The sequence below is a fragment of the Xenorhabdus thailandensis genome (assembly GCF_037996785.1).
Taxonomy (GTDB): Bacteria; Pseudomonadota; Gammaproteobacteria; order Enterobacterales; family Enterobacteriaceae; genus Xenorhabdus; species Xenorhabdus griffiniae.
The window spans coordinates 181,545-207,789 of the sequence record NZ_JBBMXF010000004.1; the positions used below are offsets into that span (position 1 = coordinate 181,545).

23 protein-coding genes and 7 pseudogenes are annotated in these 26,245 nt (G+C 43.3%); 16 read left to right on the forward strand and 14 right to left on the reverse strand.

Going from position 1 to position 26,245, the window contains the following annotated elements; translation table 11 throughout:
• Positions 1-19: 19 nt before the first annotated feature.
• The 5 genes from AAC853_RS01815 to AAC853_RS01835 form a co-directional block, all read right to left on the reverse strand.
• Positions 20-1,705 carry a WD40 repeat domain-containing protein gene (locus AAC853_RS01815; protein ID WP_340613517.1) on the reverse strand — a complete coding sequence of 562 codons (1,686 nt, stop codon included), beginning with the start codon at positions 1,703-1,705 and terminating at the stop codon, positions 20-22.
• Between the two features lie 17 nt (positions 1,706-1,722).
• Positions 1,723-2,328: a GTP cyclohydrolase II gene (gene ribA / locus AAC853_RS01820; RefSeq protein WP_340613518.1), complete on the reverse strand. Its 606-nt coding sequence runs from the start codon at positions 2,326-2,328 to the stop codon at positions 1,723-1,725.
• A 38-nt stretch (positions 2,329-2,366) separates the two neighbouring features.
• Entirely contained in the window at positions 2,367-3,365 is a 999-nt protein-coding gene (locus tag AAC853_RS01825; protein ID WP_340613519.1) for a formylglycine-generating enzyme family protein, read from the reverse strand.
• A gap of 54 nt (positions 3,366-3,419) precedes the next feature.
• Positions 3,420-4,157: a class I SAM-dependent DNA methyltransferase gene (locus AAC853_RS01830; protein ID WP_340613520.1), complete on the reverse strand. Its 738-nt coding sequence runs from the start codon at positions 4,155-4,157 to the stop codon at positions 3,420-3,422.
• 445 nt (positions 4,158-4,602) lie between these two features.
• Positions 4,603-5,514: a LysR family transcriptional regulator gene (locus tag AAC853_RS01835; protein ID WP_340613521.1), complete on the reverse strand. Its 912-nt coding sequence runs from the start codon at positions 5,512-5,514 to the stop codon at positions 4,603-4,605.
• 305 nt (positions 5,515-5,819) lie between these two features.
• Here AAC853_RS01835 and AAC853_RS01840 point away from each other — a divergent pair.
• From AAC853_RS01840 to AAC853_RS01850, 3 genes and pseudogenes are all read left to right on the forward strand, one after another.
• Positions 5,820-6,009, forward strand: a pseudogene (locus tag AAC853_RS01840) (IS1 family transposase); the annotation flags it as partial.
• Between the two features lie 332 nt (positions 6,010-6,341).
• Positions 6,342-6,815 carry a hypothetical protein gene (locus AAC853_RS01845; protein WP_340613523.1) on the forward strand — a complete coding sequence of 158 codons (474 nt, stop codon included), beginning with the start codon at positions 6,342-6,344 and terminating at the stop codon, positions 6,813-6,815.
• Between the two features lie 369 nt (positions 6,816-7,184).
• Positions 7,185-7,678: pseudogene (locus AAC853_RS01850) on the forward strand (conjugative transfer ATPase); the annotation flags it as partial.
• A 79-nt stretch (positions 7,679-7,757) separates the two neighbouring features.
• Here AAC853_RS01850 and AAC853_RS01855 read toward each other — a convergent pair.
• The 4 genes and pseudogenes from AAC853_RS01855 to AAC853_RS01875 form a co-directional block, all read right to left on the reverse strand.
• A complete protein-coding gene (locus tag AAC853_RS01855; protein WP_338883097.1) occupies positions 7,758-8,093 on the reverse strand; it encodes a hypothetical protein in 336 nt (111 codons plus the stop codon).
• Between the two features lie 272 nt (positions 8,094-8,365).
• A pseudogene (locus AAC853_RS01860) lies at positions 8,366-9,025 on the reverse strand (IS630 family transposase).
• Between the two features lie 632 nt (positions 9,026-9,657).
• Positions 9,658-9,801, reverse strand: a pseudogene (locus AAC853_RS17745) (IS3 family transposase); the annotation flags it as partial.
• 388 nt (positions 9,802-10,189) lie between these two features.
• Positions 10,190-10,735: a hypothetical protein gene (locus AAC853_RS01875; protein ID WP_340613525.1), complete on the reverse strand. Its 546-nt coding sequence runs from the start codon at positions 10,733-10,735 to the stop codon at positions 10,190-10,192.
• Positions 10,736-11,347: 612 nt separating this feature from the next.
• On the opposite strand from AAC853_RS01875, the pseudogene AAC853_RS17955 reads away from it, so the two are divergent.
• The 3 genes and pseudogenes from AAC853_RS17955 to AAC853_RS01890 all read left to right on the forward strand — a co-directional run.
• A pseudogene (locus AAC853_RS17955) lies at positions 11,348-11,446 on the forward strand (DUF1281 domain-containing protein); the annotation flags it as partial.
• Between the two features lie 808 nt (positions 11,447-12,254).
• A complete protein-coding gene (locus tag AAC853_RS01885; protein ID WP_340613526.1) occupies positions 12,255-12,449 on the forward strand; it encodes a hypothetical protein in 195 nt (64 codons plus the stop codon).
• A gap of 283 nt (positions 12,450-12,732) precedes the next feature.
• On the forward strand, positions 12,733-13,527 hold the full coding sequence (locus tag AAC853_RS01890; RefSeq protein WP_422824161.1) for a ShlB/FhaC/HecB family hemolysin secretion/activation protein: 795 nt from the start codon (positions 12,733-12,735) through the stop codon (positions 13,525-13,527).
• Here the strand turns inward: AAC853_RS01890 and AAC853_RS01895 are convergent.
• The 5 genes and pseudogenes from AAC853_RS01895 to cobA all read right to left on the reverse strand — a co-directional run.
• Positions 13,499-13,588 (reverse strand): annotated as a pseudogene (locus tag AAC853_RS01895) (VOC family protein); the annotation flags it as partial. The gene AAC853_RS01890 and the pseudogene AAC853_RS01895 overlap by 29 nt on opposite strands.
• A gap of 30 nt (positions 13,589-13,618) precedes the next feature.
• The gene (locus AAC853_RS01900) at positions 13,619-13,972 is read right to left on the reverse strand and encodes a tRNA-binding protein (protein ID WP_340613527.1); all 354 of its coding nucleotides are present in this window, start codon (positions 13,970-13,972) and stop codon (positions 13,619-13,621) included.
• Positions 13,973-14,038: 66 nt separating this feature from the next.
• Entirely contained in the window at positions 14,039-14,899 is an 861-nt protein-coding gene (locus tag AAC853_RS01905) for a GHMP family kinase ATP-binding protein (protein WP_273570450.1), read from the reverse strand.
• Positions 14,892-15,965 carry a threonine-phosphate decarboxylase CobD gene (gene cobD, locus AAC853_RS01910; protein WP_340613528.1) on the reverse strand — a complete coding sequence of 358 codons (1,074 nt, stop codon included), beginning with the start codon at positions 15,963-15,965 and terminating at the stop codon, positions 14,892-14,894. The genes AAC853_RS01905 and cobD overlap by 8 nt, the downstream gene beginning before the upstream one ends.
• Positions 15,958-16,719: a uroporphyrinogen-III C-methyltransferase gene (gene cobA / locus AAC853_RS01915; protein WP_340613529.1), complete on the reverse strand. Its 762-nt coding sequence runs from the start codon at positions 16,717-16,719 to the stop codon at positions 15,958-15,960. Before cobA ends, cobD begins: the two co-directional genes overlap by 8 nt.
• 747 nt (positions 16,720-17,466) lie before the next feature.
• On the opposite strand from cobA, the gene AAC853_RS01920 reads away from it, so the two are divergent.
• The 10 genes and pseudogenes from AAC853_RS01920 to AAC853_RS01965 all read left to right on the forward strand — a co-directional run bounded on the left by AAC853_RS01920 (position 17,467) and on the right by AAC853_RS01965 (position 26,232).
• Complete coding sequence (locus tag AAC853_RS01920) at positions 17,467-18,861, forward strand: cobyrinic acid a,c-diamide synthase CobB (protein WP_340613530.1); 1,395 nt, start codon at positions 17,467-17,469, stop codon at positions 18,859-18,861.
• Positions 18,858-19,817, forward strand: coding sequence for an adenosylcobinamide-phosphate synthase CbiB (cbiB, locus tag AAC853_RS01925; RefSeq protein ID WP_340613531.1), 960 nt, complete (start codon positions 18,858-18,860; stop codon positions 19,815-19,817). The genes AAC853_RS01920 and cbiB overlap by 4 nt, the downstream gene beginning before the upstream one ends.
• Before the next feature lie 12 nt (positions 19,818-19,829).
• Positions 19,830-20,470 (forward strand): annotated as a pseudogene (locus AAC853_RS01930) (cobalt-precorrin-8 methylmutase).
• Positions 20,463-21,626, forward strand: coding sequence for a cobalt-precorrin-5B (C(1))-methyltransferase CbiD (cbiD, locus tag AAC853_RS01935; RefSeq protein ID WP_340613532.1), 1,164 nt, complete (start codon positions 20,463-20,465; stop codon positions 21,624-21,626). The pseudogene AAC853_RS01930 and the gene cbiD overlap by 8 nt, the downstream one beginning before the upstream one ends.
• Complete coding sequence (locus AAC853_RS01940; RefSeq protein WP_340613533.1) at positions 21,623-22,243, forward strand: cobalt-precorrin-7 (C(5))-methyltransferase; 621 nt, start codon at positions 21,623-21,625, stop codon at positions 22,241-22,243. The genes cbiD and AAC853_RS01940 overlap by 4 nt, the downstream gene beginning before the upstream one ends.
• A complete protein-coding gene (locus AAC853_RS01945) occupies positions 22,240-22,824 on the forward strand; it encodes a decarboxylating cobalt-precorrin-6B (C(15))-methyltransferase (RefSeq protein WP_340613534.1) in 585 nt (194 codons plus the stop codon). Before AAC853_RS01940 ends, AAC853_RS01945 begins: the two co-directional genes overlap by 4 nt.
• Complete coding sequence (locus AAC853_RS01950; protein WP_422824162.1) at positions 22,814-23,620, forward strand: cobalt-precorrin-4 methyltransferase; 807 nt, start codon at positions 22,814-22,816, stop codon at positions 23,618-23,620. The genes AAC853_RS01945 and AAC853_RS01950 overlap by 11 nt, the downstream gene beginning before the upstream one ends.
• Positions 23,601-24,731, forward strand: coding sequence for a cobalt-precorrin 5A hydrolase (gene cbiG, locus AAC853_RS01955; protein ID WP_422824165.1), 1,131 nt, complete (start codon positions 23,601-23,603; stop codon positions 24,729-24,731). Before AAC853_RS01950 ends, cbiG begins: the two co-directional genes overlap by 20 nt.
• Positions 24,725-25,450, forward strand: a complete 726-nt coding sequence (locus tag AAC853_RS01960; protein ID WP_189759941.1) for a precorrin-3B C(17)-methyltransferase — start codon at positions 24,725-24,727, stop codon at positions 25,448-25,450. The genes cbiG and AAC853_RS01960 overlap by 7 nt, the downstream gene beginning before the upstream one ends.
• Positions 25,447-26,232 carry a cobalt-precorrin-6A reductase gene (locus AAC853_RS01965; RefSeq protein ID WP_340613535.1) on the forward strand — a complete coding sequence of 262 codons (786 nt, stop codon included), beginning with the start codon at positions 25,447-25,449 and terminating at the stop codon, positions 26,230-26,232. Before AAC853_RS01960 ends, AAC853_RS01965 begins: the two co-directional genes overlap by 4 nt.
• Positions 26,233-26,245 lie beyond the last annotated feature (13 nt).

Genomic DNA, 26,245 nt, shown 5'->3' on the forward strand with positions numbered 1-26,245 from the left:
ACGCAGACATTTTTATTAGTTAGACTCTAATTTCAATTGAATACAGATTTCCATCATAAGAACTAGCGATAAACTTTTGTTCTTTTGGTGAGTAAGTAATACAAGAAATACCACTTGTTGTCGGTTTACTTTTTGAAATCCATTCACGCTTCCGTAAGTCAAATAGAGCTACAGTTCCACCATAACTTCCAGTTGCAATAATTTGTTGGTCATCAGAAGTTGATATGCATTTTACTGAATGATGATGCGGTGTTTGGTAGGTTTCGATTTTATCTGATTGCCATATCTTAAGTTTTAGATCTCGCCCCACACTAGCAAACCCCCCATTAATAGCTGAACAGTCATTTGAAATGCGATCATGGGCTTTTTCGATATAAGAATGCAATTCAAAATTATCAATGCGATGGAATGCTACCGCTGCTGTTGCACACACACTGAATAAGTATTTATCGTTAGCAGATACCCCTTTGATTGCATTGTCATGTAAATGTATCTCCTCCAAAAATTGGAATGAACCACGTTCATCAATACCAAAAATTAGAGCTTCACCGGTGTAAGTACCTATAGCTGCATGCTGATGCCCATTACGGGTAAAAGTAGTCCCGCAGTTAAGTGGAGAACGATGTTGGTAAATCAATTCCCCACTAATCGCATCAAAGAGCTGTCCCATTTGACCACCTGTAAGTAATTTTTGACCACACGGCAGAAGAAAATTACAGAGGCTACCAATGGCACTACTGGGTTTACCATTAATAAATAAAGTACCGGCATCACCGATTGAATAGATAATATTGTCGGATATTGCTACCGAATTAAGACTAATAGATTGTTCAATACCATCAATATCCCAAGTGTTTACGCGATGATTCCAAACCGCATATGTCGAACCAAAAGTGACAAAAGCAACACGTTCTTCACCAAGAAAAGCACAACTTCTAGGCCATATCAAGCTAGGCAAAGAACTTTCAGCAATCCTTTTAAGTTCTCCATCAATAAATTTCCATAAAACGACTGAGCGATCATAACTGAGGCTAATTAAATGTTGTGTTTGTTCATTCCAGACAATCCGTTTAATACCTGCTAAGTGGGCTTGTATGCTATGTTTGTTGGTATTATCGATAACAATCAATTTGCCATTATCATCACCTGCAAAGATTATTCCGCCATGAGTTAAAGCAATTGTGTCGGTTTCCACACCATTAAGGTCAATACATTCAATCTCAATACCTTTAATAGTATCCCAGCGGCGGATGGTTCCATCATCACTGCTTGAGATTAAGGTAGTACCATCTGTGCTCCAGCTAACAGAAATAACATCAGCGTTGTGTCCTTGTAAAACATGTTGACATTGGCCATTATCTACCCTGAATATTCGAATGCTTTTATCTCGTGAGCAGGTAGCAACAAGATCACCAGCTGGATTAAAAGCGGCCATTTCTACGTCATCTTCATGACCTAATAATGCTGCCTTTAACCGCATAGTCGGTACCTCCCAAATTCGAGCGCTATAATCACTACTTGCACTCACTAACCAACGACCATCAGGGCTGAACGAACACTGGTTAGCTAAATGGTCGTGGTAAACACGATGCAATGCTTGTTTATTTTGGGCATCCCAGAGGATAACTTGATTATCGTAACCGGCAGTAGCCAAATAACGTTCTTGAAAAGAAGCAATACTACTTATTGGTGAGAAGTGTTTCATTGTTGTTATAACCTTATTTAGGCAGATAATTTTAGTTTAATAGAGTGGTTTTTTTTATTGGCCTTAGCCATAAGGTAGTGTTGATTATGTTTGGTTATATAAATACCAGTAGGAATGACTTCGTCTACCTGTATACCATCCTTCTGCAATGACATGACTTTTTCTGGATTATTCGTTATTAATTTACAATGTGTTATACCAAGTGCATGCAACATACTTGCTGCAATAGAAAAATCTCGTCCATCTTCAGGAAAATTAAGTTGTGTATTAGCTTCGAAAGTGTCTAACCCTTTATCTTGTAGGCGATAAGCATCCAGTTTAGAGTACAGACCAATACCACGTCCTTCCTGACGTAAGTATAGTAATACACCACCTTCTTTACTCATTCTCTGTAGTGCTTCCTGCAATTGAGCACCACAGTCACAACGATGTGAACCGAAAATATCTCCGGTTAAACATTCTGAGTGGATTCGGACAAGAGGAGATTTATTTTTATATTCTCCCATAACTATTGCGATATGTTCATTTGGTGAGGTAAAACCATCAAATGAGATAAAAGAAGCAATGTGTCCTTCTGGAAGGATAGGAATATCGACAGAGTTTTTTACATGGCATGTAATCATATTTTATATTTCTTTCTTGTTGTTTAATTTGGTTATTTTTAAAGGCTTTCGGCTAAACGAAAACCCATAACATAAATATTTCTGGGGAATTTTCCATGACGGCGTGTATTTCTGGCAAGATCTCGAAAACGAGAATAACTTCCGCCTCGTGCTACCCGATGCTTACTTTGGGCATTAACTAAATCGTCTTGTACGGTAATCCCTCCGGGATAAGCTTCGTAGTCCTCAGAAACATACTCTTCGACATTACCTGCCATATCTAAACAACCGAAAGGTGAAGCACCACAAGAAAACATACCTACTGGTGTTGTAGTAAATATTCCACTTTCTGCTGTATTGGCATGGTCTGGTAGAAATACATTTCCCCAAGGAAATTGCAGATTATTAGGACCTGCTGCCGCATATTCCCATTCAGCTTCATGAGGTAATCGGAAATTTCTTCCTGTTTTTTCTGTTAGCCATAGACAGTAGCAATCAGCATCTTCAGCGGTAATACCATTAACCGGATGATTAGCAAGTTCAAAAGGATATCGCCCTAAAAACCAAGTATCTGGTAAACGGTTCTCCCCGCTATCTTGTAAAAAAGTCATATATTCAAAATGAGTAACAGGGTATTTGCCAATCCTATAAGAATTTAAATGTACGCGATGGCGAGGAATTTCTTTAATTATCCAATCACGATCTAAATTTAAATCAGATAGAGCAGCCATAGTAGAATCTAATTCTTCAGGAGATAATCCTATATTAATATCCCCTTCCGGAATTTCTACCATTTCCGGTATAAATGGATTTAACCTTGGATCTCCTACATATGAAAGTAATTGTCCTGCTGTGTACCTAAATTCTAATGGAAAGTCTGTACTTTCAATAACGTTTAACCAATGATTTACATTTTCTTCTGATAATTTTTTGAACTCATCAAAACTTAATTTTAAATTTCTTGTTGGGAGATAATTTTCTTGTAATCCCAATAATTCTCTATCACTTAAAGATGGGGATGCTTTTTCTAAGTAAGATGGTGAATGAAAATGTTTCATATCAATTAATCTTAAATTTATAATTGTCACATTGGACGATAAAAAATATTAAATTTAGTATTCGCAAATAAGACCTGTTTGCAGGCAATTATTTTGAAAAATATTCCAGAATCCTTCTGGAAAAGATTTTATATCACTCTCTAAAAGTAATGGTTTTCTCCACTCAAAATTTTTAAACCCAGCTTTTTTCAGTGCACATTGATAATGTTCACGGCTCCATCGATAAAATGTAAGAGGGCTAGGTGGATTAGTAACAAATTCGGCAGAATGGCGAAAACCTCCGTTCCAGCTTTCTTCGCTAAGAATATTGACACCATAAATATCAAAATTTCCCATTCTTAATTGGAAATCAGGATCAACAGTGTAAGCAATTAATTTGCCAGATGGTTTTATATTATCTGCGATAACACGGAACATTGCTTCGAGATCATCTAATGACTCAGCATTATTGAATAACCAGGCAGCAACAACAATATCGAATTTACCTAATGATTCCATAGTACAAACATTACTAACATGAAATTCGATATCATCACCATACTGATTTGATTTTTCTCTTGCGAGTTCTATCATTTTTTCTGAAATATCTACACCAACGACTTTGGATGCACCACGATGCAATAATTCTCGACCGTAATATCCATACCCACAAGCTAAATCTAGAACAGATTTTCCATTTATATCACCAATCATATCGAATATTGTTCTGATTTCTATTTTACGTTGAGCAACGGTATCTGTAAATTCTTCGAAAGATTCGCCAATAGAGTCATAGATTACTTTTTTTTTCATTATTTACTCCTAAAATAAGATATTTTTTTAAAAATATTTAAATTAAATTAATTACACTAATAAATTATGTTCATTCTAGCTAAGAAAAAATGCGCCGGTGATATGATAGTTTTTATGAAATAAATTTCAAATTAGTTTATTAAATACTCTTACTTAATAAATATAATTAATATCTATGATGCTTTTGCTATATTCCATATACAGGACGAGAATGTGAACGTTTTATAAGCAAATCGGTATAAAAATAATACATAACTAGATTGAATTTAGATCAATTCATTATATCCAATTATGATACTGATTTTTAAACTATTGCATAAATTTTATACGTTTATTAATTCATAAGTAAAACAATAAATTACGAATGCGATGTGGAATGTCGGATTATAGAATAACGTGCTGCCATCTCATAATTGAAATGGCACAAAATATAGTATTAAAAATATTACTGATTATTATTCAAGAAACGCATAATAATTTTCCTCAACCAACAATGAGCTGCATCTGTTTCCTGTCTTTTATGCCAAACCATTTTAAAATCAAAAGGAGGAATATCAAAAGGAGGAGAAAATATCTGTAAATTATGGTTGTTTTCCATACTAAGCAAACTACGTCGAGCAACTGTAAGAATTAAATCAGTACCAGAAATAATATCGTTAGCTATTCCCCAATGAGGTAGCTGCACAGTAATTTTTCTATGTAAACCTTCTTTTAATAAAATGCGATCAATATCATCTTCTGCGCCTGCTCGCATAGCAACAGAAACATGGGGACGTGTTAACCAAGAGTTTTGGTCTAAATATCCATTTTCTGGAATCGTTGAAGAATCAGCTAGACAAGAAAAGTTTTCGACAAACAACGCATGTGCACGCAAATCCTCGGGTATTTTTTGAGGAAATACACCAAGTGCAAGGTCGATTTCATTATCAATAACATCAATAAGCATTGACTCTCGGCTGGCTTGGCTTATAGATAATTTTGCATTTGGAGCGATAGTACGAAATGTTCGAACTAAAGTGGGCAATAGAACGCGAGCACCATAATCTGACATAGATAAACGGAACGTTCTTTTTGTTTGAGTAGGATCGAATACTTGAGGCTCAATGAGTGTATTGATTTGTCCCAAAACCTCACGAAGTGGTATTAGTAATTCTTGTGCTCGAGCAGTGAGTTCAAGCCTTCCAAAACGACGAACAAGTAAAGGGTCATCAAACATATTACGCAAGTTTGCAAGTGCGTGGCTTATTGCTGGTTGACTTTTATGCAACCTATTTGCTGTACGGGTAATATGTTTTTCTAGTAATAATACTTGCAAAGTGACTAAAAGGTTAAGGTCAATCTTTCTTAAATTATTCATGAATTTTATAATGTAATTTGTTTTTTTAATAAATTACATGAAATTTCATTCTTTTGTGATTTTTCTTAAAAGTAACTGGTATATAGATCACAAAAATTAATGTCACTATACGGATTAAACTTCAAATTGCAATTTACAACACGATATGAAACCTGATTTCTCCCCGCGAAGCGGGGGAGAAATCACATGCATCTTGAAATTAGATTGGTATATACTAACTGCGGGGTACTTAGATCTGATTTTTGGTCATTCTCCCAATAATTAGATGTCATGATAAACTTCACACTTTTTATGATTGCTGAGATATGGCTAAAGTTGATGTGGTTCGTTTTTACTTTCACAAAACAGAGGATGTTAAAGGGCATGGCAAAGAAAGCAATGGTCATCCCCCGCTATCACTGCTATGCCTGCCGCGAAACTCTCCAACTCAATTATACCTATCAAGCCTATCATTCTGGAATGAAAGAACGAATTGTTGATATAGCTATGAATAATAAATTTATACTCGTGATACTTCAAATTTAATATTTTCTTTTACACTTCTGTAGTGCTAACCAGCAAGTTTTGAACCGAGTTATTTGTAACTTAAAATTAATTAGATATCACGTTATTTAACGAATTAAAACGCTCATTGACCATTCAGTAATCATTAACTAAAATCAGTGGGTTTACTCTTTCATGTGTAAGAATAAAAACAGAATTAGTATATTTTGCAATCGCCAGTTGGTAAAAAAAATTTCCGTAATTAATCATAACAATTTTATTATCGGGTATATTGTGAGAGAACGTTAACCCTCTTGCCTAAAAAAATTGAGATGAATAAAAGAATGAAAAAACATCAATCCAATTATGGAAAAAAGAAACTTTATCGCCGGGTCAATACGACAGCCCATTTCGTTTTTCATCATGGCGGTGAATATCGATGGGAGCGAGCCAGACAAAAATTAATCAGGGAGGATATACCCTACTTTCTGTCTATGAAAGGTAAGCAAAGACGCGGCTTAGATTACACGCCACTTTTTATGTTTTTATTGAGTAAAGTCGGTGAAAAATGGGATGGGGTTCACAGTGAAGCTGTCCAGCGACTGGACAGTCCAGAACCTTTATTTTGGATAGTGGCGTTATATGAGCATGAACAAAAAGATTATATCCGCTGTGGTGAATCCAGTTATTACAACGGTCTGTTCGTCGATGAATTAGGTTTTTTAAGGAAGGTGAACCCAAATCTGTCAGCCAATGATATTCCTGTCCTGTGTCAGTGCTGTACGCATACGTTTAACGGGGTTCCTATTCACCGCTGATTCAGGTAATTTTCCCCATGGGGAAAAAAAGAGTTAAGTGCAGTATTTAAAACGCTTTTTCTGCATGTTACCCCTTTCAGCATTAATGAAAAGGGTAATAATTCGTGGTGCAAAAAATCCAATCCCGTCGGTTCAGCAGGGCGAAATCTTCGATTATCGGCCTGTTAAGCTTGTCGCCCAGTTTTTCTGATCAGGCTCTGCCAGAAGAGTAAACCCAAGACCCGCAGGTACAAAAACTGGCCGAAATCACCACCCAATGGGGGTAACTTATTCAATCGCAGTTACCCAGCGAAGCGGTAAAAAATAATGCGAGTACTTAACATTGAATTTATCTGGTCGCTGGCTATCACCAGTGTATGGCAACTGGTGATCGACGAAGGCCATATTCACCCCAACCCGCTGCTTTTCCCCTATATGACCAATGTCGTGAAAATGTGGCGTAAATTGGGTTCCTGGCTGTAAAACCTCGTTGACTACCCGGATACCGCTGAAAAAATGTTGCATATGGCCGAATGGTGGTTATGCCTGACCATGCCGTCGGATGAAGTCGAACAAATCGCCGGCTTTAAGAAACTGACGGAAGAATAAAAAGCTGTGTTGCTCTCCGCCAGTAAATTACTCCACTGTTATACCGAAGGAGTGGTGCTGGCGAAAAAAATCGAAGCGTTGTTTCGGGTGGTGCCCCCCAGCCTGTATCTGACGCTGGGTATGACGGAAAAAGAAGAAAAGATCGAACGGCGGGTGTTAATGCGCGAGCATCAGTGCAGTGAACTGGAAGTGGCGGTTTTGTGGCAAGGAGAATGAATGAGGTGAGAGGGTTGAAGACTGGCTTCTTTGGAACATCATACTATAAGCGAAACTAAATGATAATTCATATCATTGAGAACTGGTAATAAAGACGGGAGATCCCAGTGCTATGGCTGGGATGGGATCGTTTTATTGCTATTCTTCGTACTTGAAGTCTATATTGATTTTCATTTTTTCAAGATCAACAGTGACTAGGCATCCATACCATACAGGTTGACCATTGGTCAGATTATTTTCTGCGTAGTATTTACGCAGCATAATTAAATTTTCGATAACATCATCATATGTTTTTGGAGATGGGGGTAAAAACCATTTTTTACTTCCGTCTTCATCAATATAGTCATATAAAAACTTAGCATGATCATTTTCAGGAGATAATTCTACATCCAGTAAAATTTTCTGTGCATTATCAGGCGCAGATTCATACAATATACGACCAATTTCTGAATAAAGTTCATCATCACTCACCATTATTTACCTCCTGGTGTATTCTCAAATCTTTCTCTTATCGGCTTTTCATTGCCTATCTGATAGGTTACCGAAAAACGGTCTGGTCTAACACCATTATCTTTGTAAGAAATATCTATTAACCCGGTGGAAAAATACATCTGTTATGCATATTTAATAAACCGTGATTTGAAATACTCTGGTCGACGTTGTAATTTTCACATACAAGAACGTGTTCTTTTTTTATCTCTTCGGCACTGCGCATGGCCGGGCCGTTATGTATCATCCCTTTGATATTACAATTCGTCTGGATTCAGTTCCGGCGAATAAGCGGGAAGATAAAAGACTTCCAGGCAATGCTTCACTGACGCTTGTTCCAGCCAGTCTTTAACTTTTTGGGCATGATGAACCCGCAGATTATCCAGAATTTAAAAGGTCTTACCCTCGCTGGACGCGAGCAGTGCCCGCATAAATTTCAGCAAGGTGTCTGCCGTCAGCGGGGTTTCATACAGCATAAAGCGAACTGTTCCCTGATGAGAGAGGGCGGATATCATGTTCAGGCTATGGCGTTTAACGGGGATGGGCTGAGTTGGTGTTTTGCCTTTTGGCGCATAGCTCCGGCCATGTTGCTCTGTATTTCGGATACCGGTTTCATCGCCCCAAAAAATGTGTGCCTTTTCCTTTTTAGTCCGTTCCTGAATGCGAGGGTATTCCTCCTTCAGCCACATTTGCACTCGAACCGGGTCTTGTTCCCATGCCTTTTTCAACGGTTTTTGCGGGGTAAATCCCCAGCGTTTCAGATAATCGCCCAGCGTGCGAACGGGAATATCGAGGCGCCAGAACAGCTTGATCAAAGCCCCCAACCGCACGGCATGTCCAAAGGGAAAAGCCCAGGTGATAGTGCTCCGGCATATGATCTCGGATGACCTCAATGACTTTCTGTTGCTGAATGGCATTCAGGCGCCCCACTTTATTTTTGGGGCCGCGTTTTTTGGCGACAATGGCAGCATGGCCTTCAACCAGATAACGTTTGTACAAGCGCCCGGCAGTATCGGGATGAAGACTCAGTAGTTGACCGATTTCGCGAAAGGTTTTCTTTTCCAAACGAAGCCGGATAACTTACTGTCTGAGGAGTTCTTGTTGCTCAATCGTGAGCTTGCGTGCATCTATTTTCATTGACACAGTATATCAGATATAAATAGCCGCCTGGTTAATACCAACTTCACATATAACAAAGGCATTTAATGCTATTCCGATGACGCAATTAGAGCAAGATGGTTTACCTAGGGGTGAAAATAATCGACGAGCTTTACCTTTTACTGGTAATGATGAACAAGGAAAGAAAATTGTTACTCAGTTATATGAGGAGTTCGATTTTGAGCAGTTTGATGTTAGTTCGCTATCTAGCTTGAAGTTTGAAAGAAGACTCCCAGCATACTGCGTACACATGAATAAAACGACGTTATAGAAAACTATTAAAAATACAATGTGTTAACATCTAGCCAGATAATCATTGTTTGTTAATCTCACGACAGTTTGGTACAAAAATGATTCAGCCATGTCTGGCTGAATCGAAATGGATTTGCCCCTATATTGACATACACCTTTTATTACTTACCCCATTACTGGTTCGACGCAACAGGTATTCCCGTGGCGAACGGTATCCCAGTGTGCTGTGCGGATGCTGCTCATTAGTCATGGCTGAACTCAGCGCCAGATTCATTGCGGTGGTCTGGCTGGCTGTCCGTTTCTGGCAAACCGACTACCAGGTTAAGTGTTAGCCACTACAACTGAATTTGTTGTGTGCGTAGGTGTTATTTTGCTCAGCAGTAATCTTTATCCTCAAACAGGCTACGATAATTTTACAGTGTATAATGCAGGCTTGCCGCAGTGCAGGGTGCTAGAGCCTCTTAAATCTTTCACTGAAAAGAAGGACTTCCTGCACTGAATTATTGGTAAAAGGTATTCCGCTCAGCATGTTACAATGGCGGGTGGCGTTGTGCTAACCCGACCTGGAAGACCAAAGGCCGCACTGTACCGATCCCCTCGTCCCTTTGGGGAGAGACAGGGTGAGGGGAGAAAGAATGGAACAATATTTTGAGACAGTATAATGCCCTCTATTACTCAGGATCAGTTACGGGGATTGGGTATTTCAGCTCTATCTCCGGTGCATCAGCCAATTGCCTGCCTGATCTAACCATTAAATACCCAGCGATTTCTTCAGCTGTCAGCTCGATATGAAACATATCAGGGTCCTGGAACCACTCGTCTGGCCAAAAGATAAGATCTGATGGATTGCCATCGAAATTTTTTTCAAGGAGTGCAAGAGCAAAATTTTGTTCTGATTCTTTCCCTTCCGCGTTATACAAACAATTGATCGTTTGAACAAGCTCTTCCCAGGTAAAATCTTTATAGAATTTTTCTTGGTTGAAAGCCATTCGAGTAAATTCCTTAGCGCTGGTCCAGGAAGAGTAGTCCCTAAAATCTGAAAACTTACAGGGGCATACAACCTGACTGTTCCATTCCGAAATCATCGTTTTTAATGTGTCGTCTTCTTCACTTATACCTTCATCAATTCTTGAAAGAATATCCTCAGCTTTTTCTGCCAGCTCTTTTATCTTTTTATGGCTAACTTTAGTGGGTCTCATGCGTTCCGGAAGAGGCATTTCTGGGCTCCTTGTAAAAAATTATTAATAAAATAAATAAATTAAAAACCAGATTACTTCAAATCCATTATTGCTTCCATGTAAGTTATGGGACTAATCGATTATTTTTATTGGTATTTGCGATAAACAATGCATTCTGTTTTATAAATATGGTTTCAAGTTGACTTTATTAAAAAGCAACCTGAATTGCTACGGGGAGTTCAGACACTTTTGAGTTGAAGCTATTCACTATGTTTTTTCTAAGTATCAATACCGCTGGCTTGCTCCCTGTCACCGTGGTGTAAATGACTATATCTGGCACAAAGCCGACTGTTTGATTAGGTCTCGATCAAATCATCAATAGTGTCAGATCGAGTTTTAGTAGGTACAACTAACTCGTTTTTATCCAGAAGTGAGTTAGAGCAAGTTACCTGATTTGGTCACACCATAAAATTGGAACGGGTAGATTGCATCCGAATCAATGCAAATAATACCATCACGCTTCTGACATTATTTCTTTGTCTCGGAAAATGAATGACGCATTAACCTTATTATTTCGATTGATTAGCGTAGAAAAGTTTATTGATGATCCAGTCGCTTGTCAGGATCACCTTCGGGTAGCGACACCCACACTCCCGTCTCCTGACCCGCCAGTATACCGACTGGTTTGGGATGGCGAATTGGTCTGAGACGCCCGATATCGGTGTGTGCTGGGATAAGCTGAACACTTACCTGGGATCGGCGCAGTTTTACGACGCGCAATACGGTATGGAATGGCTGTTGGGTCACCATGTCCGCTGGGAGAGCTAGCCGACGCTTTATCTGGTCAACGAGGAAAAGCAGGATATGAACCTGCCCGTGCCGGCCATCGCTGTTGGGCAATAACGCGTTGTTTACCCCATCATTAGCTACAAGCGGCATAAATTCCCTTTTCACTTTGGCGTCTTTCAGGGCGCTTTTAGTGGAGCAATACCATACGGAATGACGCTCGGCATAATCTATCCAGTCGTTATGTCATACGTCGTTTTTTGCGTAGGTAGAAATCTTTCAGGAACGTCACGGAAACACATTGTTCTGCGTGCAAAATAAAGATCTTTCCTCGGCAATGCTGAACGCAGCAAAAGGCGTCAGGCACCTGCCTTATTTCAAATTCCCCTCTTTGCCTGCTGAAGGAGAAATGGAAAGTATCGGTTTTCCCCTCGTGTACAGTCTGGAAACGCTCTCATAGCAGGGAGAAACCCGTGTCATTGCATTGACAAGTCGTATCATGTCGCCAGAGGTAGTAATGAAAGCTTGAGTGTCTGCGTAAGATGGCAGAATAATTGACTTCTATCCTATTTATGCTACGAAGTATATGAGGATAATGAAATACATAACAAATTCATTTCATCGCATCTGAAATGAAAAGTCATGTCAACTAGTTGTAGACGTTCATAAAATGAATACCTCACAAGCTCATTGTGATCATGGGAAAAGGTAAAATGATTTCCATCAAAAAAATCATGGTACTTTCCTTCACCCTGACTACTGGATGTTCTATATGGCTCAGACAGGCCTGGGCAGGGGGGCGAATAGGCGATATGGCCGGTATGATGAGTCAGGGCGTTGGGCAGGTCAGGCAGTCTGCCGGCATGTTCGGGCAGATGGCGATGCAGAAGCTGTTGTCGAAGGGGAAATAGCGCGCCCCGTTTTTTTGCCATCCAGCGAAGTGCGCTATCCCGTCAGAATACTCTGAAAACACATTATTTGTTATTTTTTCTAATTATATTCACCTCACTTTTGCTTTTTAAGCGGGCAAAATGCAGACGAATATGCTTAATAGTATACGCATTGTGTTAAATAGATTCGAATTAATTGCCGTTTTGTTGCATAATTTCAGTTGATAAGTCTAAATATTTGTCTTTGTAAGTGTTCATTAATGGGTCTGATTGAAAATAAAACAATTTCACCCATAATACCCGCTCACGTATTTCTCCCAAAATCATTCAATAATAATTAAGTCTTTGACGAGTTTAATGATGGCAACGGTAACACGCAGCAACCTGCTCGCCGGGTTGGCCGGGTGGGCAGTATTGGCTTCTCTGCCTGTGCAGGCAGATGACCAATCCTTTATTCATCAAAAACAGCAGCAACAGGCATTGGAACAGCGTCTGGAGGCCAGGGCACCGACGGTGCGGCTTTCGGCTGAAACGGTATCCACGTCTGCCTTGAAATTTCCCACCGAATCGCCCTGTTTTGTGATCCACCACGTGACGCTGTCCGGTCAGAAAGCGTTGCCGCACTGGGTGCCATTGCAACGGCTGGCAGATCAGGCCAACGGACATTGTTTGGGTGCACAGGGGATTAGCATCTTGATGAGCAATATGCAAAACCGATTGATTTCCCACGGCTGGGTGACCACCCGCATTCTGGCACCGGAGCAGGACTTAAGCCAGGGCGAACTGAAACTCCATATTGTCGCCGGCAAAATCCGGCGGGTGCGCTATACCGATGAATCGGATACATACGCGACGCTGTATACCGCGATGCCGACCCATGATGGTCATTTATTAGATCTGCGTGATATCGAACAAGGCCTGGAGAATCTCCAGCGCATCCCCAATGTCCAGGCCTCCATGGAGCTGGTGCCGGGTGAGCAGCCGGGGGAAAGTGATCTCGTGATTAAACGCCAGCAGTCGCGTTTCTGGCATGTCGGGGCCTGGGTGGATAACAGTGGCACCAAAACCACCGGACGCACGCAGGGCGGGCTGATGTTTGCGCTGGATAACCCGACGTCGCTCAGTGACCTGTTTTATTGGTGTAATAATCGATAGCCCTATCATAATCATCTACAACAATAGCGACGTAACCCATACATCTTTTCTGTGTTCTCATGGTATTCCTATTATTTTACGACTCAAAAAATTACAACATTCGGGTGCCTAATTTTACGTTTTTTTCTGGCTGGATAAGGACGGTTCCTTGTTCGTCACAAACTGCGGCTAAAACCAAAACTTCAGATTTAAACCCCGCCACGCGCCTTGGGGGAAAATTCACTACTGCCAGTATCTGCTTACCGATTAATTGTTCTGCTGTGTAGTTTTGGCATATCTGGGCAGAGCTTTGTTTCTCGCCGATGTCACTGCCAAAATCGATATAAAGTTTATAAGCGGGTTTGATAGCTTTTTCGTTTTTTTCTGCTTTGATAATTTTGCCAATGCGAATGTCGAGTGACATGAAAGCGTCAATTGTAGCGGGTGTCAGAGTTGTATTTTCCATAGGGTTTAATTCATTGTTTAAATTATGTTATTCATAATAAGGAAAATGTGAAGATATGTATAGATTTCAGCGAACACCCCCCGCAATGAGTTTAACCTGGTGAGTTTTTGGGTAGTGCTCAGAAATCTTCTTTTGATGCAGCCACCAGCGTAGGTAATTGACGTCATGGCGATGTGAGTCGAACAACAGGCCGACGACACTGCCACTATGGGCAACGTTTAGGCCATAGATACCCGTTTGCTCGACCAAATCCCGTAGTTGATCAAAACAGGGTTTCGGTAGTATCGATTGGCTGGCGATGGCGCTTAACGTGCAAGCCTCCCCAAGGCGGTCATAGTCATGACGTTGGTTCGCGGTATGAAATTGCCACCAGGCATGTTGGAATAAAAGGGCGTTATCCCGCCATTGTGCGTGATGATCCTGTTGGTGATATTCTTCTGTCAAAATGGTTTGTGGGCTTTCCAACAGCAAAATATCGATATCAGGTTGCCAATCGAAGGGAATTTGGGTCTGGGCGGTGAGATGGTCAAACAAGGTCAATCGTTTGAATATTGTACTGTCAGTAGGCTCCAGTTTGACACAAAGTTGTGCTAGCTCCGTGCTTTCCAGTGACTTACCCAATAATCTGGCGGTGGCTTGGGCGGTAGCAGCAATATCCGCTGTGCTACTGGCCATGCCTTTGGCGATTGGAATTGTCGATTGATATTCAATACGCAAGCCAGCAGTCAATTCTGGTGGTTCCTGCCAGTAATTCAGCAGTAAATTTACCATTTGGCGCATACGTGGCCGTTCATGTGGTATAGGAATGCCTTCACTCACGGAAACACAACTGAACCAATTGATTGGGCAGGAGATTAACTTTTCTCCCCCAAACAGCCATCCTTGTAGCAGTTCTCCGCAGGAAGCGGGACAAGAGGCTTCAGCCATAGGCAAAAACCTGTTGCATTGCTGCAATTAGGCGCTGATTTTCCCACTCACTGCGCACGGCTATGCGATAGTAACGTTCGTCTAACCCGACATAATTTTTACAATGGCGAATTAACAACCGATATTTAAGTAAAGCATACCATAAATCAACATTGGGTTTATGACAACGGAAGAACAGAAAATTAGCCGATGGCGGCCAGACAGTCAGTTCTGGGAAAGTTAAAAGCTGGTTCCATAGATAATGTTGCTGTGATGTTAGCCATTGATGTGTTGCAGCAATATAGTCATGTTCATCAAACAAAATTTCTCCCACCCGCGCAGCAAAGGCATTCATTGACCACGGTTCACGCCGGTTTTTCATCTCTGTAATCCCTGCAATATTTCCGCTAATTAAATAGCCCAAACGTAATCCAGGAATGGCAAAGAATTTGGTCATTGAACGTAATACATAAAGATGCTTAGTGACTGTCACTTGCGGAATCAACCCTCGATTCTCAGGGAGAAAATCAATAAAGGATTCATCGACAATCAATGCAATCCCTTGTCGTTCACAATATTCCACTAGCGATTGCATAAACGGATTGTCCGGCATTAATCCGGTAGGATTATTGGGTGTGGCGATAAAAACGCAATCGGGTTGAATTGTGGAAAGCGTATTAAGCAGGCGTAAATCAGGTTGAAATCCGGCTTCCTCTTTTAATGGATAGTCGATAATTTCTGTGCCAATTTGCTGCAAAGCTCGTCGATATTCAGCAAATCCTGGGATAAGGAGCAAGGCGCGCTTAGGATTGAGATAACGGGTGACAGCATAGATCAGTTCTGTTGCACCATTGCCTGCGATTACTGAGTTGTAATCGCATTGATGGGCTTTTGCTATCGCCTGATGCAAGTGGCGATATTCCACATCTGGGTACTTTTCGATGTCGGCAAGACTGTTTTTGATCAACACCTTAACCTGTTCTGGCGCACCTAATGGATTGATATTGGCACTGAAATCAATCAGCTCATTGGCTGGAAGGCCATATTGTTGGGCAATGCCGATGATATTGCCGCCATGTTCACTCATGGATTGCTCCGTAAGTGGGGAGGAAGGAAAGCCTTGTTCCTAAATTGACGACATCACCAACCACAATCAATGCGGGTGCATGTAAGTTCTTCTCTTCCGCTTTTGCAACCAGGGTTTCCAGTGTGCCTATCACGCTCTCTTGTGTGGGATGGCTGGCATACATGATCACCGCAGCAGGTGTTGTGGGGGATTTACCATATAGCATCAATTGTTGGCAGATCTCCATCAGGCGGGTCATCCCCATTAGAATAACCAATGTGCCTTCCAATTGGGCGAGTATCTGCCAATTCTGTTGTTCATTTCCTTGAGAAGTGTGTCCAGTCACAACGTGGAAACTCGATGCATAATTGCGGTGGGTAATGGGAATACCGGCATAGGTTAATCCACCAATTGAGGAACTGATCCCCGGAATGACTTCAAATTTGATGCCATGTTGTGCCAGTACTTCCGCTTCTTCCCCTCCACGGCCGAAAACATAAGGATCGCCGCCTTTTAAGCGCACAACCCGTTTTCCCGCCTGCGCATGTCTGACCAGAATTTGATTAATCTCGTCTTGTGGGATGGGATGGTAATCATGTTCTTTCCCAACATTAATAATTTCACAGTGGTCGGATACCTGGGCAATAAGTTCAGGATTGACGAGACGGTCATGAACAATGACATCCGCAGATTGAATACAGCGTAATCCTTTGACTGTAATTAAACCTGCATCACCAGGGCCTGCTCCCACTAACCATACATTGCCTTTATTCATTGAATTACCTCTATGGAATTAAAATATAAATCATCAAAGAGAAAAATATATTTTCATCAGGATAGTGAGGCTCTGTTTTTTGTTTTTATAAAAGTTTGTTTATTCTGCCTTATATTTTTTTATTTATTGCTTTATGGATGATTTCTTCTTGTTCTTATGAGCAGTGTTATGTCGATTTCAGTTTTTTATAATTATTACTTTAATGCGGTGTAAGTGAATTTGATTTATATCAATATTCGTATTATTAAGTTTTAATTATTTTAAAGTCGAATTTTTGTCTGTTGTTAACATTTTTCTATATGAATATTTATTTATATCACCAATGAATTTATTTTTAATTAATTCAATGTGTTGCCATTGTGTTTTGATTGCTGGGCTTGCGGTTGTGTATTAGTTTTTATTGTATTAAAAATAAAAATTGTTTTTAAGGATTTATAATCATGAACAAGATCACAAAAATAATAGAGGGTGTTTTTATAAAAATGAAAAATGTGTATTTTTAAAATAAATTTATTTCTTTGTTTTATTTTTATGTGCAATTGATATTGTGACAACTCTTTTTGTTAAGTTGCTTATTTGTTACGAGATAAAAGGTGGCATTATTCATGGAATATTAATTGTTTTGTCGAAAACGAACTAAACGACGTTTATTTGATAAATATCAATGAATGAGAATCTGCGTTGCAGATTTAAAACTAATACCGATTTTAACACCAATACAGGATTTAAATGTTTTGGGGTAAGCATATGCAACAGAAACATGCTTTTGTCATTGCAGGTACAGGCAGCGGGTGTGGTAAAACCACCGTTGCTCTCGGCATCATGCGAGCCTTGATGAACCGTTCACTGCGGGTACAGCCGTTTAAAATTGGGCCTGATTATCTGGATGGTGGCTGGCATCATGCTGTGACGGGCGTTGCTTCACGTAATCTTGATGCTTTCATGCTACCCGAACTCATCCTGAATGGTTTGTTTAACCAAGTTATGGCTGAACAAGATATTGCCGTAATTGAAGGGGTGATGGGGTTATATGATGGCTATGGTACTGATCCCAATTATTGCAGTAGTGCGGCAATGGCAAAGCAACTTGGCTGTCCAGTGGTTTTATTGGTGGACGGGAAGGCGGTTTCCACCTCAATAGCCGCTACAGTGATGGGATTTCAGCAATTTGATCCAGCGGTCAATATTGTGGGCGTGCTGATCAATCGCGTCAATCGCGATAGCCATTTTCAGTTATTAAAGCAGGCAATTGAGGGCTATTGCTGTATTCCTGTTTTGGGGCGGTTGCCGGTGATGCCAGAGGTTACCCTTCCTTCCCGCCATCTCGGTCTGATCTCTGCGCAAGAGCAAGTCAGTCAACGCGAAGAATGCTGGATTCGCCTGGCTCAGCAGATCGAAGCCTCAGTGGATTTAGATAAGTTGCTGACATTAACCCAGCTATCTTCCTTGCCAAAAGGCAATATTGATTCCCTTGTTGATCCTGTGATGGGGCAAGGCTTAACGCTGGCTCTGGCAGAAGATGAGGCATTCTACTTCTATTATCCTGATAACCTGTTGTTGTTGGAAAAAGCGGGTGTGACTATCAAACGGTTTAGTCCCCTGCATGATCATCGGTTACCTGAATGCCAGATGATCTATTTGGGGGGCGGATACCCTGAGATTTATGCTCAGGCCCTGTCTTGCAATCACGCCATGCATACGGCATTACGTCAGGCGCAGCAAAAAGGCATTCCCATTTATGCGGAATGCGGCGGTTTGATGTATCTCGGCGATACCCTGATTGATGCAGATGGTGTTCGGCATGGCATGGTAGGGTTGATTGCCGGTGAAAGCCAGATGGGAGATCACCTGAAACGCTTTGGTTACTGTGAAGCCATGGCGCTGTGTGATACGCCTTTAGTGGCGAAAGGGGAAACATTACGCGGGCATGAATTCCATTATTCGGATTTTATCACGGCCCAATCACCCGTTTTTCAGTGTATTAAATGGAGTGATCCAAAAGAAACCTTAAAAACAGTGCAGAAAAGCTGGCTGGGAGGCTATCAGAATGGCAATACCCTGGCGAGCTATCTGCATATTCATTTTGCTCAACGCCCCCATTTGCTCCGGCGTTGGCTGATGATGGCACGGAGGCTGTTATGACCGTCTTATTGTGGTTTGCGGCTTTTATTCTGGATATGAAATTGGGTGATCCTCCCCATTGGCCCCATCCAGTACGCTGGATGGGGCAACTTACCAACCAAATTGAGCAACTTATTCGCCGGATTTGCCAAACTGAAACCGACTTGAAATGGGGCGGTGTACTGTTATGGCTGGTGGTTGTAGGGAGTGTCTGGCTGGCGAGCTATTGGGTTTTGCAATTGGCCTATGGCGTGACGTTCTGGCTGGGATGTTTGGTTGAAGTTTGGCTGATTTATACCGTGTTGGCCGGGCGTGGCTTAGGCGATGCGGCAAACGCTGTTTATCAGGCATTGCGTCAGGGAGATTTAGCGGCCAGCCGTCAACAGCTTGGCAAAATTGTCGGTCGAGACACTGGCCAATTGCAAACACCACAAATCAGCCGTGCCGCGATTGAAACCGTGGCAGAAAACAGCGTGGATGGCGTGATTGCTCCATTGTTCTTCTTAATGCTTGGTGGTGTTCCACTTGCCATGGCTTATAAGGCAATCAATACCCTTGATTCAATGGTGGGCTATAAAACACCCCACTATCGGGCATTGGGGATGTTTTCGGCACGTATGGATGATGTGGCGAATTGGCTGCCTGCCCGTTTGGGCTGGCTTCTGCTGGCAATGGCCGCGAAATGGCAGGGATTGAATTTTAGGCAGGCGTTACGCATTGGCTGGCGTGATCGTTACCAACACAGTAGCCCCAATAGTGGCTGGCCGGAAGCAACTGTAGCAGGGGCATTGGGTATCCGTCTTGGCGGGTCGAATGTCTACTTTAATCAGCTTGTCGAAAAGCCGTGGATTGGTGATGCAAGGTGTGAAGTCACGCCTAATGATATCCCACAGTCTGTTCAGATGATGGTGGTGGCATCCGTGATAGCACTCCTGCTGTTTGCGCTGCTGCATAGTCTGGTCAGTGTAATGGTGTAAGGAGGGAACAGCATGAATGATTACATCCGTCAACCCCAACAGATCGAAAGTAATAGCTTTGCCATTATCAGCCAGATTATTTTCGAATCGTGGCCTGATTATCGTTTTGTGGATGCGGATCAAGAAGCGGTGATCAAACGGGTGATCCATACCACGGCTGATTTTGACTGGCTTGATATTCTCTATTTTTCCCCTGATGTTTTGCGCCATATTCGCGACGGTATCTTGCGTGGTTGTACGTTATATACCGATACGACAATGGCGCTATCAGGCATCAATAAAACGCGTCTGGCTCAGTATGGCAGCGAATGCCGTTGTTATGTCAGTGATCCCCGTGCCATACAAATGGCAAAAGCCCAGCAAATCACACGTTCAATGGCAGCAGTCGATCTGGCCTTACAAGAAGCGGGGGAGAAGATTTTTGTCTTCGGCAACGCCCCGACTGCGCTGTTTCGTTTGATGGAACATCAAGTTGCCCCGATTGCTGTCGTTGGTGTGCCAGTTGGGTTTGTCGGCGCAGAAGAGTCAAAAAATGTCCTGATCAATAGCGGGTTAAATTGCATTGCAGCAAAAGGGCGTAAGGGGGCAGTAATATTGCTGCCGCCATTATCAACGCCATTCTGTATCGGATGCCGGAGGTCAGGCATGAATGAAATCAGTGATACGCAGGCCAATGACCTCGGAATGGTTTGGCATCGGGGCAAGCAGTATCGCAAGGGCTACACCACGGGATCTTGTGCCACAGCCGCTGCCCGGGTTGCTGCATTGATGATCTTGCGCCAGCAGATTATTCACCAGGTTTCGATTGTCACGCCTTCTGGTGTCACCTTGGCTTTGAATGTCGAACAACCCTTGATTGAGGGACAGCAGGCGGTTGCCGCTATCCGTAAAGATGGTGGCGATGATGTGGATGCAACCCACGGTATGTTGATTTTTGCCCGTGTTTCCCTGAATGACAGCGGTGTGATCACACTGGATGGCGGTGAAGGCATTGGCAGGGTAACGCGAGTGGGGGTGGGTTTGCCGATAGGCTGGGCAGCCATTAATAAAACCCCTCGCCATACCATCGAAGAAGCGGTACGGGAGGTCATCGGTCCGCACCGTGGGGCAGATATCGTCATCTTTGCTCCAGAAGGCGAGGAACGGGCGAAGAAAACCTATAACGACAGATTGGGAATTAAGGGGGGAATTTCGGTTATTGGCACGACAGGTATTGTGACACCGATGTCGGAAGAGAGCTGGAAACGTTCTCTGGCACTGGAATTAGAAGCCAAACGAGCCGCTGGGTTGGATCACATTATTTTTGTACCGGGAAATCACGGTGAGCGTTTTGTCAGTCAGCAGTTGGGTATTGATGCGAATTATGTCGTCACAATGAGTAATTTTGTCGGTTATATGTTGCAGGAAGCTGTGCGACTGGAGTTCCGCCATATCGTTCTGGTAGGACATGTCGGCAAGTTGGTGAAAATCGCTGCCGGTATTTTTCATACCCACAGCCATATTGCTGATGGTCGCATGGAAACTCTGATTGCCAATCTGGCCTTGATAGGAGCACCTTTCGAACTGATTCAGGCCGTGGATCAATGTGATACCACCGAAGCGGCCATTGAGTTGATTGCAGAACGGGGCTGGCAGGCTGTATACCAACAGATTGCCCGGAAAATCTGCGGGCGTATTGACCAAATGCTACGTTTCGCCAGTGGTAAGCCGCAGTGTGATGCCATTCTCTTCTCTTTTGATAACCAGATCTTAGGCTGCAACCGGCCTGTGGATTCGATAGTGAAGGATTTTATGGAGGATTGCCGATGATCACCGTTGTTGGTATTGGCCCCGGCGCCACTGCAAACCAAACACTGGCGGCGTTGGACGCTATCAGACAGGCGGAAGTATTGGTCGGAGGAAAACGCCATCTTGCCGAATTTCCTCATTTCAACGGGGAAACCCGCCGTTTGGATGCTGATGTAGATGGATTGATGCAATGGCTTGAACAGAATCAGCATCGGCAAATTATTGTGCTGGCATCGGGTGATCCTCTCTTTTATGGCATTGGCAAACGGATCACTGAGCATTTTTTTGGACAAAATATCCGCATTATCTCTGGCATCAGTTCAATCCAATATTTATGCGCCCAAATTTTGCTGGATATGAACGACATTTATCTCACCAGCAGCCACGGGCGCAAACCGGATTTTGATTGGCTCCTGCAACACGAAAAAATCGCCATGGTAACGGATGACGCCATTGGCCCTTACCAGATTGCGCAAGAAATTCTGGCACGCGGGCAGCAGCGGCGCATGGTGATTGGTAAAAATTTATCCCATGAACATGAACAAATTATTTGTTTGCAGGCGGAACAGGTTGTGCAACGCGGCGACATTGATTATGGCCTGAATGCAGTGGTGATTTTAAATGGTGAACCTGAATGAAAGATGAACTGTTTTTGCGCGGTCATCGCATCCCCATGACCAAAGAAGCCGTTAGGGCGCTGGCATTGGAACGATTGGAACTGGAAAAAGCCCACCGTTTTATCGATGTTGGTGCAGGTACAGGTAGCGTCAGTATTGAAGCGGCCTTGCGCTATCCTGCATTGGATATCCTTGCCATCGAACGCAAGGAAGAGGCCCTGTTATTGCTTGCTGAAAATATTCGGCATTTTGGCTGCCATCGGGTTCGTATCCAGTCTGGTATTGCCCCTATTCCATTGGACAACACCGTGGATGCTATTTTCATTGGCGGAACGGGAGGGTATCTGACAGAAATCATTGATTGGGCATTATTGCACCTGAACTCAGGTGGACGTTTAGTCATGACTTTTATCCTGCTGGAAAACTTCACGCAAGCATTATCGCACCTGAAATCTTGTCGGGTGATAGCGCTTGATGGGCGTGAAATTCAGGTGGGAGAACTGACGGCACTAGGGCAAGGACATTATTTCAAACCCAACAATCCCACTTATTTACTGTCCTGCCAGAAAGAGTCTGAGCAAAAGGAGGGGGATGATGCCTGAATATATTAATTCTGAACCGATAGATAACGTCAGTTTTGATCCTGAAAAAGTCTGGTTTGTTGGTGCGGGGCCAGGGGATAAGAGCTTGATTACCCTGAAAGGCTATCAATTATTACGTCAGGCGCACGTGGTGATTTATGCCGGCTCGTTGGTTAATCGGGAGTTACTGGATTATTGCCGTGCAGATGCCGAATGCCATGACAGCGCGAGATTGACGTTAGCGGAAATCACGGCATTGATGGTAAATGGCGTGAAAGCGGGCAAATTGGTGGTTCGCCTGCAAACGGGGGATTTATCGCTGTTTGGCTCCATACGTGAACAGGCCGAAGAACTGGCAAATCATGCTATTGGTTTTGTTTCTGTGCCCGGAGTGAGTTCGTTTCTTGGGGCTGCTGCACAGTTGGGCGTGGAGTACACCGTGCCCGAAATCGCGCAAAGTTTGATTATCACTCGTATGGAAGGCAGAACGCCAATGCCGCCACGGGAAACGTTGGAAGCCTTCGCTGCTCACCAAACTTCAATGGCGATCTTCCTTTCGGTACAAAACATAACAGAGGTTGTGGCTCGGTTGATTCAGGGAGGATATGGACAGGAAACCCCGGTTGCGGTGGTTTACAAGGCAACCTGGCCGGATTGCCAGATAGTGCGGGGAACATTGGCGACGATTGTTGAACAGGTACGCAGCGCCGGCATCCGTAAAACGGCCTTGATCTTGGTAGGGGCTTTTCTTGGCGAAGAGTATCACTACTCGAAATTGTACGATGCGAGGTTCAGCCATGAATACCGTAGCGCCTAACTTAATCTTATCTAAGACTGAGTTACCTAAAATAATGTCACCTAACAAAGAATATGCCTTGTTTTGCCTGACAGAAGGGGGAATGGCATTGGCTCGTCGTTTGCGAACCCACTTAGCGGTGGATTGTTTCACTTCCCCGGAATTGGTGGCAAGTGACGTTATAGATGGTGGTAACGGGTTCAAGGCATTTGAAGGCGGTTTTGCCAATACGGTACGCAAGGTATTCACCCAATATGGTGCGTTGATCATGGTTGGCGCGACGGGGATTGCCATTCGGATTATCGCGCCTCTGCTCAAGGACAAAATGACTGATCCAGCGGTCGTCGTATTGGATGAAAAAGGGCAGTTTGCTATCAGTTTATTATCGGGACATATGGGAGGCGCGAATAAACTGGCACAACAGATTGCAGATATTCTCGATGGTCAGGCGGTGATCACCACTGCCACCGATGTTAACCAAGTTGCCGCATTGGATCTGTTATCGCAAGAAATTGATGGAACAATGGAGAATTTCCGGACGAATGTCAAAACCGTTAACCAAATGCTGGTTAATGGCAAGCGGGTAGGAATATGGTGGCACCCGAACTTGAGTGATGAAAAAGATCACTATGACACACGTGGGTTTATTCCCGTTGACTCTCTGGAAGAACGGCCTGAGCTGGATGCTCTGGTATACATCAGCTATGAACGGACAAATCTGGCACTGGCAATCCCGACTTTTAAATTAATCCCCTGCCGTATTGTTGCAGGCATTGGTTGCCGGCGGGGTGTGGAAGCGGAGCGGCTCGCCGAATTATTAGATCGCCATCTGGCGGAACATAACCTTGAATCTTTGGCGTTAAAAGCCGTCGGCAGTGTTGAACTGAAAAAAAATGAACCGGCGTTAATTCAATTGGCACAAGAGCGCCAAATTCCATACCAAATCTTCTCTGTTAATCAGCTTGCTCAGTGTGAACAGACATTTCCGGTTTCTGAATTTGTCCGAAAAACGGTGGGCATAGGCTGTGTCTCCCAACCTGTGGCCTGGCTAATGAGTCAGGGGCATCTGGTTGGCCATACCCTGCGTGAGCAGGGCGTCACCATCACATTAGGAGTATTGCATCTATGTTAACAGTCATTGGAATTGGTCCCGGCAGTGAAGCCATGATGACGCAGGAGGCGATTGCGGCATTGAAAGCGGCTGACATCGTGGTGGGTTACAAAACCTATACCCATCTGGTGAAACCACTGGTCGGTGATAAAGAAGTTATCAAAACTGGCATGTGCAAAGAGATTGAACGTTGCCAGACAGCCATTGAGTTGGCTGAGCAAGGTAAAAATGTGGCGGTAGTTTGTAGTGGTGATGCGGGTATTTATGGCATGGCAGGCTTGATTTTGGAATTGGTCAGCCAGCAAAAGCGCAATGTAGACGTTCGGTTGGTGGCGGGAGTGACGGCAAGTACGGCTTGCGCTGCCTTGCTTGGTGCACCATTGATGCATGATTTTTGTCATATCAGCCTAAGTGATCTGCTCACCCCGTGGGAGGTCATTGAAAAGCGGGTTCAGGCTGCGGCAGAAGCCGATTTTGTGGTCTGTTTCTATAATCCGCGCAGTCGCGGACGGGAAGAGCATTTGGCACGGGCATTTTCCTTGATGGCGCCGTGGAAATCACCAGAAACGCCCGTTGGTGTGGTGAAAGCGGCAGGGCGCAAACAGGAAGATAAATGGCTGACGACTTTTGGCTCAATGGATTTTTCCCGTGTTGATATGCGCAGTCTGGTAATAGTGGGTAACCAGTCAACGTATATACGTGATGGCCTGATGATCACGCCGAGAGGATACAAGCTATGAGACAACCATTGATTCACATTTTTGGCGGTACGAGCGATGCCCGCCAGATTTGTGTGATGATGGATGTTGCCGGAATAGATTATGGCTTATCAGTGGCAACGCCGACGGGGGCACAGCAGGCGATGGGGGTTCGCGGTGAAATTGTTACCGGCAGGATGGAAGCCGAAGAGATGGCCGAATATTTGCGAAAGCGAGGGACGAAAATGGTCATTGATGCGTCCCATCCTTATGCTGAACGGCTGAGCCAAAACATTGTCGATGCTTGCCAAACGCTAGGCATCCCTCTTATTCGTTATATTCGTCCCAGCGATATTGATGCTATTGAACATCCCCTTATCTATAAAGTGGCAACTATTAAGCAAGCGTGTGAAATAGCAACCAGTTTGGCAACCCGTATTTTGCTGACAACCGGCAGTAAGCAATTGGCCGATTACGTGACGCACCTGCCAGGAAAAACCGTACTGGCCCGTGTATTGCCCACCGCAGAAGTTTTGGCGCTGTGTGAATCTTGTGGTTTGTCAGTTGATCAGATTTTTGCCCTGAAAGGCCCATTCAGTGCCGATTTCAATCGGGCATTTTACCAATTTTGTCAGGCAGAGGTTGTAATTACCAAAGAGTCTGGTGAGCAAGGAGGATTCAGGGAAAAAGTGGAGCCTTGCCTTTCCCTTGGGTTGCCCTGCATTGTGCTCTGTCGCCCAGGGCAGAAATTTGCCGGAGAAGGGATCACGCAGGCCAATGGATTGGAAGAGATGGCACAGTTATTGGCGAATTTTGGTACGTAAATAAACCAATAAG

What these genes read in the sequence shown, in the direction of transcription:
- cbiG (WP_422824165.1), top strand. Translation starts at nt 23,601, where the DNA reads ATGAATACCGTAGCGCCTAACTTAATCTTATCTAAGACTGAGTTACCT.
- AAC853_RS01905 (WP_273570450.1), bottom strand. Translation starts at nt 14,899, where the DNA reads ATGGCTGAAGCCTCTTGTCCCGCTTCCTGCGGAGAACTGCTACAAGGA.
- cobA (WP_340613529.1), bottom strand. Translation starts at nt 16,719, where the DNA reads ATGAATAAAGGCAATGTATGGTTAGTGGGAGCAGGCCCTGGTGATGCA.
- AAC853_RS01830 (WP_340613520.1), bottom strand. Translation starts at nt 4,157, where the DNA reads ATGAAAAAAAAAGTAATCTATGACTCTATTGGCGAATCTTTCGAAGAA.
- AAC853_RS01885 (WP_340613526.1), top strand. Translation starts at nt 12,255, where the DNA reads ATGGCTCAGACAGGCCTGGGCAGGGGGGCGAATAGGCGATATGGCCGG.
- ribA (WP_340613518.1), bottom strand. Translation starts at nt 2,328, where the DNA reads ATGATTACATGCCATGTAAAAAACTCTGTCGATATTCCTATCCTTCCA.
- cbiB (WP_340613531.1), top strand. Translation starts at nt 18,858, where the DNA reads ATGACCGTCTTATTGTGGTTTGCGGCTTTTATTCTGGATATGAAATTG.
- AAC853_RS01940 (WP_340613533.1), top strand. Translation starts at nt 21,623, where the DNA reads ATGATCACCGTTGTTGGTATTGGCCCCGGCGCCACTGCAAACCAAACA.
- AAC853_RS01815 (WP_340613517.1), bottom strand. Translation starts at nt 1,705, where the DNA reads ATGAAACACTTCTCACCAATAAGTAGTATTGCTTCTTTTCAAGAACGT.
- AAC853_RS01900 (WP_340613527.1), bottom strand. Translation starts at nt 13,972, where the DNA reads ATGGAAAATACAACTCTGACACCCGCTACAATTGACGCTTTCATGTCA.
- AAC853_RS01835 (WP_340613521.1), bottom strand. Translation starts at nt 5,514, where the DNA reads ATGAATAATTTAAGAAAGATTGACCTTAACCTTTTAGTCACTTTGCAA.
- cobD (WP_340613528.1), bottom strand. Translation starts at nt 15,965, where the DNA reads ATGAGTGAACATGGCGGCAATATCATCGGCATTGCCCAACAATATGGC.
- AAC853_RS01950 (WP_422824162.1), top strand. Translation starts at nt 22,814, where the DNA reads ATGATGCCTGAATATATTAATTCTGAACCGATAGATAACGTCAGTTTT.
- AAC853_RS01845 (WP_340613523.1), top strand. Translation starts at nt 6,342, where the DNA reads ATGAAAAAACATCAATCCAATTATGGAAAAAAGAAACTTTATCGCCGG.
- AAC853_RS01890 (WP_422824161.1), top strand. Translation starts at nt 12,733, where the DNA reads ATGGCAACGGTAACACGCAGCAACCTGCTCGCCGGGTTGGCCGGGTGG.
- AAC853_RS01855 (WP_338883097.1), bottom strand. Translation starts at nt 8,093, where the DNA reads ATGGTGAGTGATGATGAACTTTATTCAGAAATTGGTCGTATATTGTAT.
- cbiD (WP_340613532.1), top strand. Translation starts at nt 20,463, where the DNA reads ATGAATGAAATCAGTGATACGCAGGCCAATGACCTCGGAATGGTTTGG.
- AAC853_RS01965 (WP_340613535.1), top strand. Translation starts at nt 25,447, where the DNA reads ATGAGACAACCATTGATTCACATTTTTGGCGGTACGAGCGATGCCCGC.
- AAC853_RS01875 (WP_340613525.1), bottom strand. Translation starts at nt 10,735, where the DNA reads ATGCCTCTTCCGGAACGCATGAGACCCACTAAAGTTAGCCATAAAAAG.
- AAC853_RS01945 (WP_340613534.1), top strand. Translation starts at nt 22,240, where the DNA reads ATGAAAGATGAACTGTTTTTGCGCGGTCATCGCATCCCCATGACCAAA.
- AAC853_RS01920 (WP_340613530.1), top strand. Translation starts at nt 17,467, where the DNA reads ATGCAACAGAAACATGCTTTTGTCATTGCAGGTACAGGCAGCGGGTGT.
- AAC853_RS01960 (WP_189759941.1), top strand. Translation starts at nt 24,725, where the DNA reads ATGTTAACAGTCATTGGAATTGGTCCCGGCAGTGAAGCCATGATGACG.
- AAC853_RS01825 (WP_340613519.1), bottom strand. Translation starts at nt 3,365, where the DNA reads ATGAAACATTTTCATTCACCATCTTACTTAGAAAAAGCATCCCCATCT.